Here is a 14,575-nt window from a genome sequence, read left to right as displayed (position 1 = left end):
GGCAACCACTCCGGCCGCCTCCGTCACGCGCGGTCGGCGGTCGCCCGTGCGGTCCCGCCGGTTCCCGACGAAACCAGCTCCCGGGCGGCCTCGGGCGACTCGGCCGCGGGTGGCGAGCCCCACATGCGGCGGCCGTTCGGTTCCTGCAGGAACGACACCGCGATCAGCCCGATCACCCCGGCGCCCATGAGGTAGTAGGCGGGCCAGTTCAGGTCACCGGTCGCCCCGACGAGCGCGCCGACGACGACCGAGGTGGTGCCGGCGAACAGCGAGATGGCCACGTTGAACGCCACCGACAGCCCGGCACCGCGCACCTTCGTCGGGAACAGCGCCGGCAGCGTCGAGGGCATCGTCGCGCTGAACGTGATGAGGGCCAGCCCCATGAGCAGGAAGCCGAGGAAGATCGACACCGCGCTCTCGGCCCGGATCAGCAGCACCATCGGCAGGGCCAGCACGATCAGCGCGACCGAGCCGCCGACGATCAGCGGCTTGCGGCCGATGCGGTCGGACAGCTTCCCGACCAGCGGGATGCACACGAGCGCGACGGCCATGACGCCGATCTGCAGCAGACTGGACGTCAGCGACGAGACCCCGCCGCCCTCCTTGTCCGGAACCGTCTCGGTGACGTAGGTCGGCATGTAGGAGGTGAGCATGTAGTTGGTGACGTTCCAGACGATGACCAGGCCCATGCACACGAGCACGAACGGCCAGAGGCCCGCGAGCGCCTTGGCCTCACGGCCGGCCGTCCGCTCCTTCTCCTTCTCCTCCGACTCCTTCTCCAGCGCCGCGAACGCCGGGGTGTCGGCGAGCCGGGAGCGCAGGTAGACGCCGGCGACGCCGAGCGGCAGCGCGAGGAAGAACGGCAGCCGCCAACCCCACGAGTAGAGCTGGTCCTCGGTCAGCACCTCCTGCACGACGGTGCCGGCGATGGCGCCGCCGAGGTAGCCGGTGAAGGTGCCGAACTCGAGGAAGCTGCCCAGGAAGCCGCGGCGACGGTCGGGCGCGTACTCGGCGATGAAGGTCATGGCGTTGCCGTACTCGCCGCCCGTCGAGAAGCCCTGGACGAGTCGGCACAGCAGCAGCAGCAGCGGGGCCCAGAAGCCGAGCTGGGCCTCGGTGGGCAGGCAGCCGATCGCGAACGTGCCGAGCGCCATCATGATCATGGTGATGGCGAGGACCTTGTTGCGTCCGATGCGGTCGGCCAGCGGCCCGAAGAACATCCCGCCGAACGGGCGGACGAGGAATGCCACCGCGAAGGTGCCGAACGTGGCGATGGTGCCCAGCCCGTCGCCGAGCGAGTCGAAGAACAGGTGCTCCATCGTCACGGTCAGGTACGCGTAGACGCCGAAGTCGTACCACTCGGTGATGTTGCCGATCGCCGCCGCACCGATCGCCTTGCGGATCACCGGCGGGTCGGTCACGACCACGTCGTCGACCGTCCAGTCCTTCGGACGTTCCCTTGGCTCGAGAACCGTCATGCGCGTCCCTCCTCGGAGAATTTCTCGCAGCCACCTACCCATTTCCGGCGATCGGGAACAGCAACGCCGACGTGACGGGGGCCGCTGGCCGCTCCCGCGGCCGGGGCGGAACACTGGCCGGGTGGACACCGCCGACGTCTACAAGACGATGAACCTCGCCCTGCGGGTGGGCGAGCTGCTGCTCTCCTCCGGCGCCGGGGCGTCGGACGTCGCCGCGCAGATGGACAACGTCGGACGGGCCTGCGGTCTGCGCCGCTTCACGTCCGACGTGACCTTCACCGAGCTGGCGATGAGCTTCCAGCCGACACCGGACGAGCCGGCGATCATGCAGGTGCGCCAGGTGCGGCAGCGCGAGGTCGACTACGAGGACCTCACGCTCGTCGACCACCTGGTGCGCGACCTCGTGTCCGGCCGCATCGATCGTGACGAGGCGACCGCCCGCATCAAGCGCATCGTCTCGACGGGGCACGCGCGTCCGCGCTGGGCCGTCACGCTGGGCTTCGGCGGTCTCGGCGCGGGGGTCGGCATGCTGCTCGGCGGCAACGCGATCATGGTCCTCATCGCCTTCGTCGCCGCCTGCCTCGTCGACCGCGTCCAGTTCGTGATGGCCAAGGCGCGCTGGCCGGTCTTCTACTCCCAGACGGCCGGCGGGCTGATCGCGACCCTGCTCGCGTCCGGTGTGGCCAAGACCGGTCTCGAGATCGCGCCGGGCCGGGTGATCACCGCCAGCATCATCCTGCTGCTGGCGGGGGTCAGCTTCCTCGGCGCGATCCAGGACGCGCTGACCGGGTTCCCGCTCACCAGCGCCGCGCGCATGCTCGAGGCGGTGATCGCCACCGCCGGGGCCATCGCGGGCGTCAGCGTCGGGCTCACGATCGCCCGGGTCGCCGGGGCGCCGCTGGGCCAGACGGTCGGCGGGGTGGCGGGATTCGCCGGGCTGCCGCTCATGGCGTCGGGGGCGGCGATCGCAGCGGCGTCGTACGCCTTCGCCTCGTACGCACCGCTGCGCTCGCTCGTGCCCATCGGACTCATCGCGGCGCTGGCCGCGGCGGGGTACTTCCTCGTCGACCGCGCCGGGTTCGGTGTCGCGATGGGGTCGGTCGTCGCGGCCCTGGTGATCGGCCTGGTGTCGTTCACCGCCGCCGGACGGGTCCGGGTGCCCGCCCTCATCATCGTCACCTCGGCGCTGGTGCCGCTGCTGCCGGGACTGTCGATCTACCGGGGGCTGGCCGTGATCGGCAAGGACGCGGCCGCGGGGCTGGTCGCGCTGTTCACCGCCGGCACCCTGGCGATCGCGCTCAGTTCGGGCGTCATCCTGGGCGAGTACATCGCCCAGCCGCTCAAGCGGGAGGCCCGCCGCCTCGAGCAGCGCCTGGCCGGACCGCGCCTCGTCGGGCCGATGACGGTGCGCTCCGTCCGCCGGCCCAAGCCGGCCGACCCGCCCGCCGACGCGTCGCAGCGGCCGACGACCTACCCGGGCTGGGAGAACACCCGGCTCTACCGGCGCGCGCTGCTGCGCCGCCGCGGCGACGACACGCGCCCGCCGTACGAGGTCTGATCCCGCGCCGGTCCCTGACGCGGGGAGCCGTCCGCCCCTGGGGGCGCGGGGCCCCGGCAGCCGACCGTGGGACGTCCACGACGGACGACGCGGAGGCCTGTCATGCCCTTGTTCTCACCCCTGCGAGCGATGGTCGCGATCCTGGTCGTGCTGCTCACGGTGCTGACCGTCGTCACCGTGACCTCGGACGGCGCCCGCGGCGCCACGCTGCCGGCGTACCGGTGCGGAACCCGTCACGGCGGCACCGGCGGTGGGTTCGCCGCGATCACGGACGTCAGGGTGGGTCGTCACGCCGGCTTCGACCGCTTCGTCGTCCAGTTCCGGGGCACCCACGTGCCGCGCTGGACGCTCACGCCGAAGTCGTCCGCGGTGTTCTGGCTCGACCCGAGCGACCTGCGGGTCGTACTCGGCGGTCGCGCCGGGCCGAAGCTCGTCATGCACGGCGCGTCCGGCATCGGCAGCTACCGCGGGCCGACCGACCTGCGACCGCGCTTCCCGCAACTGCGCGAGGCACGTCGCCTCGGCGACTTCGAGGCGGTCACGTCGTGGGGGCTCGGGCTGTCCCGGGCGTCGTGCACGCGGGTGTTCGCGCTGCGGGCCCCCACCAGACTCGTGGTCGACGTGCCGCACTGAAACCCCGCTGAACGGTGCCGGGGCAGGGTAGGCATGCCTTTCCCGCGAGGTCTAGCCTCGGGTCCGTGACGCCGATGGCACGCCGCGCGCGGCCCGCCGTCCCGGCGCCCTCCGGGCCGCCGGGGGCGGTCACCCTCGACGCGCTCGCGCCCGGCTCCCGCGCCCGCGTCCGCTCCGTCGCCGACCACGTCCCCACGCGCCGGCTCGCCGAACTCGGCATCCGGCGCGGCAGCGAGATCAGGGTGCTCGGCCGCTCGGCCGGCGGCGGCGTCACCGTCGCGATCGGCACCTCGCGCCTCGCCCTCGACCGGACGGTGCTGCGCGGCATCGAGGTCGTCGTCCCCGCATGACCCGTTCGCTCACCGCCCGTCTCGGACGGTCCTCGGCGCGGACGGGCGACCCGTCCGCCCGTCGCGGACTTCTGCTCGAGAAGCCCTGCTGCACCGACGAGCACGACGGCCACGTGCATGCCGGGGCGCCGCGCGTCGCGCTCGTGGGCGCGCCGAACTCCGGCAAGTCGACCCTGTTCAACGGCCTCACCGGCGGGCACCGCACGGTCGGCAACTGGCCGGGCAGCACCGTCGAGGTGGGCCGGACGTCGTGGACCTGCGCCGGCGTCGAGTGCGAGCTGCTCGACCTGCCCGGCGCCTACTCGCTCGACCCCACCTCTCCCGACGAGGCGCTGACCCGCGACCTGCTGGTGGACGGTGACCCCGACGTCACCGTCGTGGTGGCCGACGCCGCACACCTCGCGCGCTCGCTGTACCTCGTGGCCCAGCTGCGCGAGGCGTCCCGCCGTCTCGTGGTCGCCCTGACGCTGCGCGACGTCGCCGCGTCACACGGCCTCGGCGTCGACGCCGACCGGCTGGCGGCCGTGCTGGGCGTGCCCGTGGTGCCGGTCGACCCGCGCCGTCGCACCGGCACCGACGATCTCGCCGCCGCGGTCGGACGCTCGCTCACCGGGCCCGCGCCCGACGCCCGCGCGGTGGGGGACGTCGACGCGGACGACGACCTCGCTGCCGCGGACGAGCGGTTCTCGTGGATCGACGCGGCCGTCCGCGCCGCCGTCACCGGCGACGGCGGCGTGCGCCGCACCCGCACCGACCGGGTCGACCGCTGGGTCACCGCGCCCGTCCTCGGACCGCTGCTGTTCCTCGGGTCGATGTGGCTGGTGTTCCAGGCGACCACCACGCTGGCGACACCGCTGCAGGACGGGCTCGGCGCCCTGATCAGCGGCCCGGTCACCGACGGCGCGCGGCACGCCCTCGACGCGATCGGCCTCGGCGGCACCTGGGTGAGCGGCATGGTCGTCGACGGCCTCGTCGCCGGCGTCGGCATGCTCCTGACGTTCGTGCCGCTGATGGCGATCATGTTCCTGCTGCTGGCGCTGCTCGAGGACTCCGGCTACATGGCGCGGGCCGCCGTCGTCACCGACCGGGCGATGCGGGCGATCGGCCTGCCCGGCCGCGCGTTCCTGCCGCTGGTCGTGGGCTTCGGGTGCAACGTGCCGGCGATCGGCGCGACCCGCGTGCTGCCCGACGCGCGGCACCGCATCATGACCGCGCTGCTGGTGCCGTTCACGTCGTGCAGCGCCCGGCTCACGGTGTACCTGCTGGTCGCAGCCACGTTCTTCCCCGACCACGCCGGCACCGTCGTCTTCGGCATGTACGTCGTGTCGATCCTGCTCGTCGTGCTCGTCGGTCTGGCCTTGAAGTCGACGCTGTGGCGCACGGTCGGCAACGACCCGCTGGTGCTCGACCTGCCCGCCTACCAGCGGCCGTCGCCGCGGCTGCTCGCCTCGCAGACGTGGCTGCGCGTGCGCGGCTTCCTCGCCACCGCCGGCGGCATCATCGTCGTGACCGTGTCGGTCGTCTGGCTGATGCAGGCGGTCCCGGTGCGCGGTGAGGCCGCCTTCGGTCACGTGCCGCCCGGCGACTCGCTGTTCGCGCTGCTGGCCGGGGGAGTGGCGCACGTGTTCGGCCCGCTCGGCTTCGGCGACTGGCACACCGCGGGTGCCCTCGTCGTCGGGTTCGTCGCCAAGGAGGCGGTGGTCTCGTCGTGGGCGCAGACGTACGCCGCCGACGACCCGAGCTCCGGCCTCGCCCCCGACCAGTTGCAGCAGCACATCACCCACGCGTTCACGGCGTCGTCCGGCGGGGTGACGACGGCGGCGGTGTTCGCCTTCCTCGTCTTCCTGCTCGCGTACACGCCGTGCGTCGCGACGGTCGCGGCGCAGCGGCGCGAGATCGGCGGACGGTGGACGCTGTTCGGCATCGGGCTGCAGGTGTGCGTCGCCTGGACGCTGGGCCTCGTCGTCTTCCAGCTCGGACGGCTGTTCTCGTGAGCAGCCCGTTGCGCGCGGTGCTCGACGCGTTCGCCGGGGGTGCCGCGTCGCGCCACGACGTCTGCGCCCGGACGGGGTTGTCCCGCGACGTCGTCGACGCCGCGATCGAACACCTCGTACGCATGGGACGGCTCGAAGCGCGCGAGCTCACCGTCGGTTGTCCGGACGGCGGCTGCGGGTCGTGCGCCCCGGGTCACGGCTCGTCGCCGGGATGCGGCGCGTCGGCGCCGTCGTCCGGGCGGACGGGTCCGGTGCTCGTCACCCTGTCGCCGACCCGCCGCTGACGCCCGACCGGCCCCGGACAGCGAACCGCCCCGCTCGCGGAGCGCGAGCGGGGCGGTGAAGCATGAGGCAGGCTGCGGCGGGTATCTCCGTTGTTCCCCCGATCAACGGGTTCGCGCAGACGCGGACGTCGGAACGCCCGTGGCCGATGCTGTCGAAGAGTCCCGATACCAGCACCGAACTGCCTAACACGAAAATTACATCCGTCTTGCGATGCGCGCAAGCACTGGACGGCCGGCGAAGAAAAGTCGTGGGACGAACCGGGGCGAAGCCGCTCGAGTCGGACCGTCGCCGGGCTTCGCTCGGCCGGACACGACAAAGGCCCCGGTCGCCCGGGGCCTTGTCACTGTCTCAACACAGCGTGTCCGAGGGGGGACTTGAACCCCCACGCCCGATAAAGGGCACTAGCACCTCAAGCTAGCGCGTCTGCCATTCCGCCACCCGGACGAGTGCGACGACAACCCTAGCCGATGCCCGCGACCGGTTCCGACACCGGCTCGGGCACCCGTCCGCCGCGCCGGCCGGCGCCGACGATTCGACAGCACAGCTAACGAGGATCTAACCTGCTCACGATCTACGGGGACCTGTCCGACCCTGCGACGCGACCAGCGGAGGCCGTTGTGCGAGCTCCCCGACTTCCCCGAGTTCCTGCGCTGTCGCGGGTACGCCCCGGCGCCGTGCTCCTCACGCTCGCCCTCGCCGCCGGCGTCGTCCTGTCGGCCCAGCCGGTCGGCGCATCGCCGTCGAAGCCCGCGCCCACGCCCACCACCGGCCCGCTGCTGCGCCTCGACCTGCCGGGGGTGGTCACGGTGGAGGTCCCGCAGGTGCCGCAGCTGTTGCCCGGCGTCCTGGGCGCGCGGCCCCCGGCACCGTCCACCGCCGCCGCCGGGCCGACCGGACCGCGGACGTCCGCCGCCGCCCGCCCGACGCGGGCGCAGCCGGCCCCGACCGCCGCCCCGCGACAGCAGTCGGCCCCGCGCCGCCAGACCCGTCCGCAGACCCGTCCCGCAGCGGCGCCGAAGCCCGTGCGCCGGACCGCCGTGAACCGCGCCGTGCCCGTCCGCGCGGCGGCCCCCGCACCGTCCGCCGTGTCGACCGTCGTGTCGGCGCCGTCCCGCCCGGCGCCCGTGAGGACGCCCGGGAGGACGAGGGCCGCGCAACGGGACGAGACGGCGGTGCAGACGCTGTTCCGCCGCAGCGTCATCCCGGGCGTGCCGACGTGGGTGCTGATGCTCGTGCTGGCGGGCTTCCTGGCCGGCACGACGGTCGTGGTGCGCGCGGCCGGCCGCCGTCCGGGATTGCAGCCGGTTCGCGCCCGACACCATCGCCGCTGACCCGTCGTTTGGTAGGACTGGGGGATGAGCACCCCCACCGGCACGGCCACCCCCTCCGCCCAGGACGAGGTCGCCGACCTGCTCGTCGACCTCATCCGGTTCGACACGTCGAACCCGACGAATCCCGAACGGCCCGCGGCCGAATGGGTCGCGGCGAAGCTCGACGAGGTGGGCATCGCGTCGCAGATCATCGAGGCCGAACCCGGCCGTGCCTCCACGATCGCGCGGTGGGAGGGCACCGATTCCTCCCGTCCGCCGCTGCTCATCCACGGCCACCTCGACGTCGTGCCGGCCGACGCGTCCGAGTGGTCGGTCGACCCGTTCGCCGGTGAGGTCAAGGACGGCTACGTCTGGGGCCGCGGCGCCGTCGACATGAAGGACATGGACGCGATGACGCTCGCGATCGTCCGCGACTGGGCCCGCTCCGGGCGCAAGCCGCCGCGCGACGTCGTCCTCGCGTTCGTCTCCGACGAGGAGGCGGGCGGACGCAAGGGAGCCCACCACCTCGTCGACCACCACGCCGACCTGTTCGCCGACTGCACCGAGGCGATCAGCGAGGTCGGCGGGTATTCCATCTCGCTGAACGAGCACGCCCGCGCCTACGCGATCCAGACGGCGGAGAAGGGCATCCGCTGGCTGCGCCTGAAGGCGAAGAGCCGCCCCGGCCACGGTTCGATGGTGCACGACGAGAACGCCGTCACCCGGCTGGCCGAGGCGGTCTCGCGCATCGGCAACCACGAATGGCCGGTCGTCATCACCGACACCGTCCGTGCGCTGGTCAAGGGGCTGGCCGAGACGCTCGGCATGGACATCGATCCCGACAAGCCCGACGAGTGGCTGCCGATCCTCGGCGGGGCCTCACGCATGATCGGTGCGACGGTGCGCAACACCGCCAACCCGACGATGCTGCAGGCCGGCTACAAGGCCAACGTCATCCCCGGCACCGCCGAGGCCACCGTCGACTGCCGGTTCCTGCCCGGGCAGGAGGAGGCGCTGCTCGCCACCGTCGAAGAGCTGCTCGGCGAGCACGTCACCTACGAGACCGAGGTCGGCGACATCGCCGTCGAGACCGGCTTCGACGGCCACCTCGTCGACGTCATGTCCGCGGCGCTCAAGGCCGAGGACCCGATCGCGGTCCCGCTGCCGTACCTGATGAGCGGGGGGACGGACGCCAAGTCGTTCTCGACGCTCGGCATGCGCTGTTTCGGGTTCTCGCCGCTGCTGCTGCCCGCCGACCTCGACTTCACCGCGCTGTTCCACGGCATCGACGAGCGCGTCCCGGTGGACGGGTTGAAGTTCGGCGTGCGCGTGCTCGAGCGCCTGCTCGAGAACTGCTGACGGTCTCCCGCTGATGGCGTCGGCGATCTCTTCCCTCGTGATCGACGCGGTCGACCCCGACACGGTCGCCCGCTTCTGGTCGGACGTCCTCGGGTGGCCCGAGCGCGAACGCGACGACTCCGACGGTCTCGTGATCGTCATCGGCCCCGACGGCGGGGGCCCCGGCATCGACGTCGTCCGGGTTCCCGAGGACAAGACCGTCAAGAACCGGCTGCACCTGGACCTGCGCGCCGACGGCACGACCACCGCCGACGAGCTGTACCGGCTGCTCGCCCTGGGCGCCCGCCGGGTCGACGTCGGGCAGTCCCGGGACGCGAGCTGGGTGGTGCTCGCCGATCCCGAGGGCAACGAGTTCTGCCTGCTCTCGCGCACGATGCAGGAGATCCCGGACTGATCGTGTCGGTGGCCCGTGCGAAGGTCGGGTCATGCTGATCGCCGAGGTCGCCGCCGCGTCCGCCGACGTCGGCGCCACCTCGTCCCGGCTGGCCAAGCGGGCGCGCATCGCCACCATGCTGTCGGCGGCCGAGGGCGACGAGGTCGCCGTCGTCGTGTCGTGGTTGTCGGGCGAGTTGCCGCAGCGGCAGATCGGCGTGGGCTGGGCCTCGCTGCGCGACACGCCCGCGCCGGCGGACGAGGCGACGCTGACGGTGACCGGGGTGCACGCCACCTTCGACGAGATCAAGCAGACGTCGGGCGCCGGGTCGAAGGCGCGCCGGGCGCACCTGTTGGGCGCGCTGTTCGCGGCCGCGACCGCACCGGAGCAGACGTTCCTGCGGCGGCTGCTCGGTGGCGAACTGCGGCAGGGCGCGCTGCTGGGCACGATGGCCGACGCCGTCGCGCAGGCCGCGCAGGTGCCCGCCGCCGCCGTTCGCCGGGCCGCGATGCTCGGCGGCGAGCTTCCCGCGGTGGCCGCGGCCGCGCTCACCCGCGGCGAGGACGCGCTGGCGCAGTTCGCGCTGCAGGTCGGGCGTCCGGTGGGCCCGATGCTCGCGCAGACCGCGTCCGACGTCGGCGACGCGCTCGAGCGGCTCGGCGAGGCGGTGTTCGAGGCCAAACTCGACGGTGCACGGGTGCAGGTGCACCGCGACGGCGACGACGTCCGCATCTGGACGCGGTCGCTCGACGAGGTGACGTCCCGCCTGCCCGAGGTCGTCGAGGCGTTCCTGTCGCTGCCCGTCTCGTCGATCATCGCCGACGCCGAGGCGATCGCGCTGCGTCCGGACGGGCGTCCGGAGAAGTTCCAGGTGACGGCCTCGCGGTTCGGGCGCAAGAGCGCCGACGCCGACCCGCGGCGGCTGTCGGTGTTCGTGTTCGACGTGCTGCACGTCGACGGCGACGACGTGCTCGACCGGCCGCTGTCCGAGCGGGCCGAGCTGCTCGCACGGGTCGTCCCCGCCGAGCAACGTGTCGACCGGCTCGTCACCTCCGACCCGGCCGAGGCGCAGGCGTTCCTCGAGCGAACCCTCGCCGCCGGTCACGAAGGCGTCATGGCCAAGTCGCTCGCTGCCGCGTACGAGGCCGGTCGCCGCGGCGCGGGCTGGCTGAAGGTCAAACCGGTGCACACGCTCGACCTCGTCGTGCTCGCGGTCGAGTGGGGCTCGGGCCGGCGCACCGGCAAGCTGTCGAACATCCACCTCGCGGCCCGCGACCCCGACACCGGCGGGTTCGTCATGCTCGGCAAGACCTTCAAGGGCATGACCGACGAGATGCTCGCCTGGCAGACCGAGCACTTCCTGTCGATCGCGGACGGCCCGACGGACGGGTACGTCGTGCGGGTGCGGCCCGAGCAGGTCGTCGAGATCGCGTTCGACGGGTTGCAGACCTCGACCCGGTACCCGGGCGGCATGGCGCTGCGGTTCGCGCGGGTGCTGCGCTACCGCGACGACAAGCGTCCCGACGAGGCCGACACCATCGGCACCGTCCGCACGTTCTTCGAGTCGCACTGACCCCCGACGGCGGCTACTGCACGCGCACGGTGCGGCTGTCGTCCGGGTCGTTGGCGGCGCCGACGACGTCGAAGACCGCCTTCACCTCGTAGGTGCCGCTGGCGCCGCTGAGCAGGCCGAGCTCGCCGATGCGCCCGAGCATGCCGCCCTTCTCGCGCAGCTTGTCGTCGAGGATGCCGACGTTCTTCGGTGTGAACCCGACGTCGACCGTGACGGTGGTGCTGTCGCCCTCGGCGATCTGGAAGCCCGGCAGCTTGGTGCGGCCAAGGGTGCGGGTGCGCTGTGTCTCGACGTCCCGGCCGTCGCGCTCGTCGTGGTCGGTGTACTCGTGGACGAAGGTGACCTCGACGTCCTTCACGTCGCAGTCGCTCTTCGCCGTCACCTGGATGGTGGCGGTCAGGGTTCCGGTGGACAGATCGACGGTGTCCGGGCCGAGCACGACGACGTCCAGGGTGCCGATACCGGCCAGGCGCTTGAGCTTGTTGAAAACCATGCCTCGACCCTGCCCGGCGCACGGCGGAGTCACCAAGGGGGACCGGTTCCCGCGGGTCGTGGTCCCCGCATGGTCAGACCGAGGTCGGGTCGTGCGCGCGGTTGCGTCTCGGCACCCGGTCGCGGTCGACCCAGGACGGCGGCACCCAGTGGGGGATGCGGTCGATCATGATCACGTCCCACCCGTTGCGCCGCTTCTCGCGATGGTGGTGCGGGCAGGCGAGGTGGCCGTCGTCGACGCCGGTGCGGCCGGTGTCGGCCCAATCGGTGACGTGGTCGGCCTCGCACCACAGCGCCGGGACCGTGCACCCCGGAAACGTGCAGCCGATGTCACGGGCGATCATCGCGAGCCGGTCGCGCTCGGTGAACAGGCGGTGGGCGGTGCCGTAGGCCTCGATCGGACGCACGCTGCGGAAGATCCGCGCGATGCTCGCGCAGGCCGTGGCGAATCCGTCGATGTTCGCGCCGGCGTCCGCGCCGAGCACGACGGGGAACAGGCGCGACTCGCCGAGCCCCATGGCTTTCGCGGTGGGGACGGTGACCAGGGCGCCGTGCCCGGTGCGGACGAGGCCCTCACCGGACGCCCACTGCTCGGCGGTGGCGGTGATGACGACGGTGCTCACGACGCCGTTGGCGGTGGGCAACTGTTGCGAGCGCAGCGTCATGCGCAAGGCGTCCATGAGGCCGTCGTGACGGCGCTGGCCCGGCGTGCGCAGGTCGCGAGAGCCGTCCGCCGAGGGCTTCGGCGCCGCGGTCACGTCGAGTGCGGTCTGCAGCAACTCGCCGAGCGCGGCGGTGCCCTCGAAGCGTCCGGTCACCGACCCGTCGGCCCGCTGGCGGAAGGTCAGGTCACGCTGCCGCTCGCGACGCTCGTCGTCATCGGGGCTGCCGTCCGGGTCGAGCACGTCGAGCAGGTGACGGGTGATCTTGGCGAGCTGCTCGGGCGCGAACAACCGAGCCTGCTCGACCAGGAACGTCTCGATGCCCTCGACCTCGCCGCGCTCGTCGATCGCCGACGGCAGCTTCTCGATCGTGCGGGCGATCTCGGCAGCGTGCTGGTCGGAGATCTCGCCGTCGGCCTGCGCCCGGGCGACGACGGGGTGCTGCGGCGCAAGCGGCTCACCGGTGAGGGTGCGACGCGGCGCGAGACGCTCGGCGGCACGGACACGCGCCCGCGCCTCACCGGTGGAGATGCGTAGCAACTGCACCAGGAACGCCGCGGACGACGCGCACCCGTGCTCGTGCGCGAGACCGCGGCGGTCGAGTTCGGCCGTGAGCCGGTGCGGGACCGGAGCGAACTGCCGGGACACCGTCTCGACGTCGCGGACGAGGTCGGTCAGCTCCGCGTCGGCCAGCTCGTCCAACGGCACTTTTCGCAGCCCGGCGACCGCGTCCCGGTACCGCGCGAGCGCGTCCGTCGCGCTGTCAGAGCCCAGTGCCGTCGTCATGTGTTCTATTATGGTTCGTATTCGAACATCTGGCTATTCGAGCGGCGTTGGATCGCGGACAAGCCCACAGCGGGCGCCGACGTTCAGACCGATCCGGCGTCGGGGCACAGCGTCCGCCTGAAGATCCACGTTCGGCCCCGACCTTCAGACCGATCCGGCGTCGGGGCACAGCGTCCGCCTGAAGATCCGCGTCCGGCACCGACTTTGAGACCGATCCGGCGTCGGGGCACAGCGTCCGCCTGAAGATCCGGCGCCCGCGATCCACCACCCGGGAACCACCACCCGTCCGAACTCGTTGAGGGTGCCATGCCCGCCACGCTCACGCTCCCGCCCGTGTCCGCCCAGGCCGCACGACTGCTCGACCTCGGGGTGGTGGTCGACCGCATCCCCGACGGGGACGGCCTCCTGGTCCCCGCCACCCGCCCGTCCGACCTCGCCCCGTTGCTGCGGCGCGACGACAAGCCGGGTTTCGTCGTCGTCGACCTGACCGACGTCGACGACTTCGCGCCGGTCGACGAGATCCCCGAGGTCCCCTACCTGCTGGTCGGGCCCGAGCGCGGCGACGAGTACCGCAACTGGAGTCCCGACGAGGCGCTGCCGGCGATCCGCGAACGCGGCCGGGTGCCGCTGACCCTCACCGAGGGCATCGCGTGGCTGCTGCAGTGCCCGGACGTGCTCGAGCGCGACCGCTGCTTCATGACGATCGGCTCGCGGCTGCGCAGGCCGAACGGCCGCGTCGACGCGCGCACGCCGGCCGTCTGGATCAGCAACGGCACCGGCCGCGACGGGCGTGAACGCCGCGACGCACCGAAGGTGGGCTGGTGCTGGGCCGGCAACCGGCACACCTGGCTGGGAATGGCGTCCGCGTCAGGACGACAGGCCGGGTAGCGGCACCGAGGTCTTGGTCCGCTTGCGCCGCAGCACGACGCGGCGGGTGCCGTCCATGTACTTCACGACGCGGGCGAGTTCCCAACCGCCGAACTCGGCGTGCAGGGACAGTTGCGCGGCGGCGTTGGCGCGCGACACCTCGGACGGGATGCGCAGCGGCGCGTACTCCCAGTCGGGGTCAGTGCGGTCGGTCATCGCCGTCCATTGTGCCAACCCGGTCGGCGGTGCCGAAGATCATCGCGAAGTCGCGCAGCGAGAGCGTCAACCACGGACGCCGTCCGGCGAGGAAGCCGAGCGGCCCGGACGGGTCGGCCTCGAACGTCGCGGACCCGAGCGCGGCCCCGGCCTTCGAGCGGACGGGGGAGACCAGCGCCCGTCCGTCCCGCCGCTGGACGATCGAGAAGCGCACCGGCAGCCGACCCGGCAGCCGCACCCGTGACCGGACGGTGCCGCGGGCGATGTCGCCCTTCTCGTCCCAGGACGCCTGCTCGTCACCGCGGAAGCTGAACGACGCGAGGTCCTTCGGGATCGCCCACAGGCCGCGCCCGCCGTCGCGGGAGGACTCGCTGTCGACCCAGATGCGGACGATGTGCACGGCCGTCCGCAGGCCCTTGCGCACCAGGACGGTGGCCATGAGCTCGCCGTACGTCATGATCCCCGGCGGTTCGTAGGTGACCCAGGCGGTACCGACGACGGCGCGCGAGCCGAGGCGGACAGGCGTCCAGCCCGGCGGCAGCTCGAGCGGCAGGTCGGCCAGGGGGACGAGGAACACGGACGTGTGCAGCTGCCCGGCGAGGGTCCACGGTTCCGGCGGGTAGTCGGCCATTGCCCGAG

Annotated in this window: 15 protein-coding genes and 1 tRNA gene; 10 read left to right on the top strand and 6 right to left on the bottom strand. The window is 72.7% G+C overall.

Features of this window, described 5'->3' with window-relative positions:
* Positions 1-23: 23 nt before the first annotated feature.
* Positions 24-1,478 (bottom strand): MFS transporter, encoded by a 1,455-nt coding sequence (locus ACYVP9_RS07000; RefSeq protein WP_460603980.1) that lies wholly within the window; start codon positions 1,476-1,478, stop codon positions 24-26.
* Positions 1,479-1,599: 121 nt separating this feature from the next.
* Between ACYVP9_RS07000 and ACYVP9_RS06995 the strand changes: the two genes are divergently transcribed.
* The 5 genes from ACYVP9_RS06995 to ACYVP9_RS06975 all read left to right on the top strand — a co-directional run bounded on the left by ACYVP9_RS06995 (position 1,600) and on the right by ACYVP9_RS06975 (position 6,297).
* Positions 1,600-3,036, top strand: coding sequence for a threonine/serine exporter family protein (locus ACYVP9_RS06995; protein WP_460603979.1), 1,437 nt, complete (start codon positions 1,600-1,602; stop codon positions 3,034-3,036).
* Positions 3,037-3,138: 102 nt separating this feature from the next.
* Positions 3,139-3,669 (top strand): AMIN-like domain-containing (lipo)protein, encoded by a 531-nt coding sequence (locus ACYVP9_RS06990; protein ID WP_460603978.1) that lies wholly within the window; start codon positions 3,139-3,141, stop codon positions 3,667-3,669.
* A gap of 74 nt (positions 3,670-3,743) precedes the next feature.
* Positions 3,744-4,019, top strand: a complete 276-nt coding sequence (locus ACYVP9_RS06985) for a FeoA family protein (RefSeq protein ID WP_460604314.1) — start codon at positions 3,744-3,746, stop codon at positions 4,017-4,019.
* Positions 4,016-6,013 (top strand): ferrous iron transporter B, encoded by a 1,998-nt coding sequence (feoB, locus tag ACYVP9_RS06980; RefSeq protein ID WP_460603977.1) that lies wholly within the window; start codon positions 4,016-4,018, stop codon positions 6,011-6,013. The genes ACYVP9_RS06985 and feoB overlap by 4 nt, the downstream gene beginning before the upstream one ends.
* Positions 6,010-6,297 carry a FeoC-like transcriptional regulator gene (locus ACYVP9_RS06975; RefSeq protein ID WP_460603976.1) on the top strand — a complete coding sequence of 96 codons (288 nt, stop codon included), beginning with the start codon at positions 6,010-6,012 and terminating at the stop codon, positions 6,295-6,297. Before feoB ends, ACYVP9_RS06975 begins: the two co-directional genes overlap by 4 nt.
* Positions 6,298-6,657: 360 nt before the next feature.
* Here ACYVP9_RS06975 and ACYVP9_RS06970 read toward each other — a convergent pair.
* Positions 6,658-6,742, bottom strand: a tRNA-Leu gene (locus ACYVP9_RS06970).
* 230 nt (positions 6,743-6,972) lie between these two features.
* On the opposite strand from ACYVP9_RS06970, the gene ACYVP9_RS06965 reads away from it, so the two are divergent.
* The 4 genes from ACYVP9_RS06965 to ACYVP9_RS06950 are packed head-to-tail and all read left to right on the top strand — an operon-like array spanning position 6,973 to position 10,913.
* Positions 6,973-7,629 (top strand): hypothetical protein, encoded by a 657-nt coding sequence (locus ACYVP9_RS06965; protein ID WP_460603975.1) that lies wholly within the window; start codon positions 6,973-6,975, stop codon positions 7,627-7,629.
* A gap of 24 nt (positions 7,630-7,653) precedes the next feature.
* A complete protein-coding gene (locus ACYVP9_RS06960) occupies positions 7,654-8,967 on the top strand; it encodes a M20/M25/M40 family metallo-hydrolase (protein ID WP_460603974.1) in 1,314 nt (437 codons plus the stop codon).
* Between the two features lie 13 nt (positions 8,968-8,980).
* Positions 8,981-9,361, top strand: coding sequence for a VOC family protein (locus tag ACYVP9_RS06955; protein WP_460603973.1), 381 nt, complete (start codon positions 8,981-8,983; stop codon positions 9,359-9,361).
* A gap of 31 nt (positions 9,362-9,392) precedes the next feature.
* Positions 9,393-10,913: an ATP-dependent DNA ligase gene (locus tag ACYVP9_RS06950; RefSeq protein ID WP_460603972.1), complete on the top strand. Its 1,521-nt coding sequence runs from the start codon at positions 9,393-9,395 to the stop codon at positions 10,911-10,913.
* A gap of 13 nt (positions 10,914-10,926) precedes the next feature.
* Here ACYVP9_RS06950 and ACYVP9_RS06945 read toward each other — a convergent pair whose 3' ends face one another.
* Positions 10,927-11,406 carry a hypothetical protein gene (locus tag ACYVP9_RS06945; protein ID WP_460603971.1) on the bottom strand — a complete coding sequence of 160 codons (480 nt, stop codon included), beginning with the start codon at positions 11,404-11,406 and terminating at the stop codon, positions 10,927-10,929.
* A 73-nt stretch (positions 11,407-11,479) separates the two neighbouring features.
* Positions 11,480-12,853, bottom strand: coding sequence for an HNH endonuclease signature motif containing protein (locus ACYVP9_RS06940; protein ID WP_460603970.1), 1,374 nt, complete (start codon positions 12,851-12,853; stop codon positions 11,480-11,482).
* Between the two features lie 306 nt (positions 12,854-13,159).
* Here ACYVP9_RS06940 and ACYVP9_RS06935 point away from each other — a divergent pair, with 306 nt between their 5' ends.
* Complete coding sequence (locus ACYVP9_RS06935) at positions 13,160-13,741, top strand: DUF5701 family protein (protein WP_460603969.1); 582 nt, start codon at positions 13,160-13,162, stop codon at positions 13,739-13,741.
* Here the strand turns inward: ACYVP9_RS06935 and ACYVP9_RS06930 are convergent.
* Both ACYVP9_RS06930 and ACYVP9_RS06925 read right to left on the bottom strand, forming a co-directional pair.
* Positions 13,721-13,936, bottom strand: a complete 216-nt coding sequence (locus ACYVP9_RS06930; protein ID WP_460603968.1) for a DUF5703 family protein — start codon at positions 13,934-13,936, stop codon at positions 13,721-13,723. The genes ACYVP9_RS06935 and ACYVP9_RS06930 overlap by 21 nt on opposite strands.
* A complete protein-coding gene (locus ACYVP9_RS06925) occupies positions 13,920-14,567 on the bottom strand; it encodes an acetoacetate decarboxylase family protein (protein WP_460603967.1) in 648 nt (215 codons plus the stop codon). Before ACYVP9_RS06925 ends, ACYVP9_RS06930 begins: the two co-directional genes overlap by 17 nt.
* Positions 14,568-14,575 lie beyond the last annotated feature (8 nt).

The sequence above is a fragment of the Jatrophihabitans fulvus genome, assembly GCF_054781375.1.
This window is presented reverse-complemented; position numbering and strand designations above follow the sequence as displayed.

Bases quoted from the DNA above. Each gene is read 5' to 3' on its own strand.
- ACYVP9_RS07000 (WP_460603980.1), bottom strand. From the start codon at position 1,478: ATGACGGTTCTCGAGCCAAGGGAACGTCCGAAGGACTGGACGGTCGAC.
- ACYVP9_RS06990 (WP_460603978.1), top strand. From the start codon at position 3,139: ATGCCCTTGTTCTCACCCCTGCGAGCGATGGTCGCGATCCTGGTCGTG.
- ACYVP9_RS06985 (WP_460604314.1), top strand. From the start codon at position 3,744: ATGGCACGCCGCGCGCGGCCCGCCGTCCCGGCGCCCTCCGGGCCGCCG.
- feoB (WP_460603977.1), top strand. From the start codon at position 4,016: ATGACCCGTTCGCTCACCGCCCGTCTCGGACGGTCCTCGGCGCGGACG.
- ACYVP9_RS06960 (WP_460603974.1), top strand. From the start codon at position 7,654: ATGAGCACCCCCACCGGCACGGCCACCCCCTCCGCCCAGGACGAGGTC.
- ACYVP9_RS06955 (WP_460603973.1), top strand. From the start codon at position 8,981: ATGGCGTCGGCGATCTCTTCCCTCGTGATCGACGCGGTCGACCCCGAC.
- ACYVP9_RS06950 (WP_460603972.1), top strand. From the start codon at position 9,393: ATGCTGATCGCCGAGGTCGCCGCCGCGTCCGCCGACGTCGGCGCCACC.
- ACYVP9_RS06945 (WP_460603971.1), bottom strand. From the start codon at position 11,406: ATGGTTTTCAACAAGCTCAAGCGCCTGGCCGGTATCGGCACCCTGGAC.
- ACYVP9_RS06940 (WP_460603970.1), bottom strand. From the start codon at position 12,853: ATGACGACGGCACTGGGCTCTGACAGCGCGACGGACGCGCTCGCGCGG.
- ACYVP9_RS06935 (WP_460603969.1), top strand. From the start codon at position 13,160: ATGCCCGCCACGCTCACGCTCCCGCCCGTGTCCGCCCAGGCCGCACGA.
- ACYVP9_RS06930 (WP_460603968.1), bottom strand. From the start codon at position 13,936: ATGACCGACCGCACTGACCCCGACTGGGAGTACGCGCCGCTGCGCATC.
- ACYVP9_RS06925 (WP_460603967.1), bottom strand. From the start codon at position 14,567: ATGGCCGACTACCCGCCGGAACCGTGGACCCTCGCCGGGCAGCTGCAC.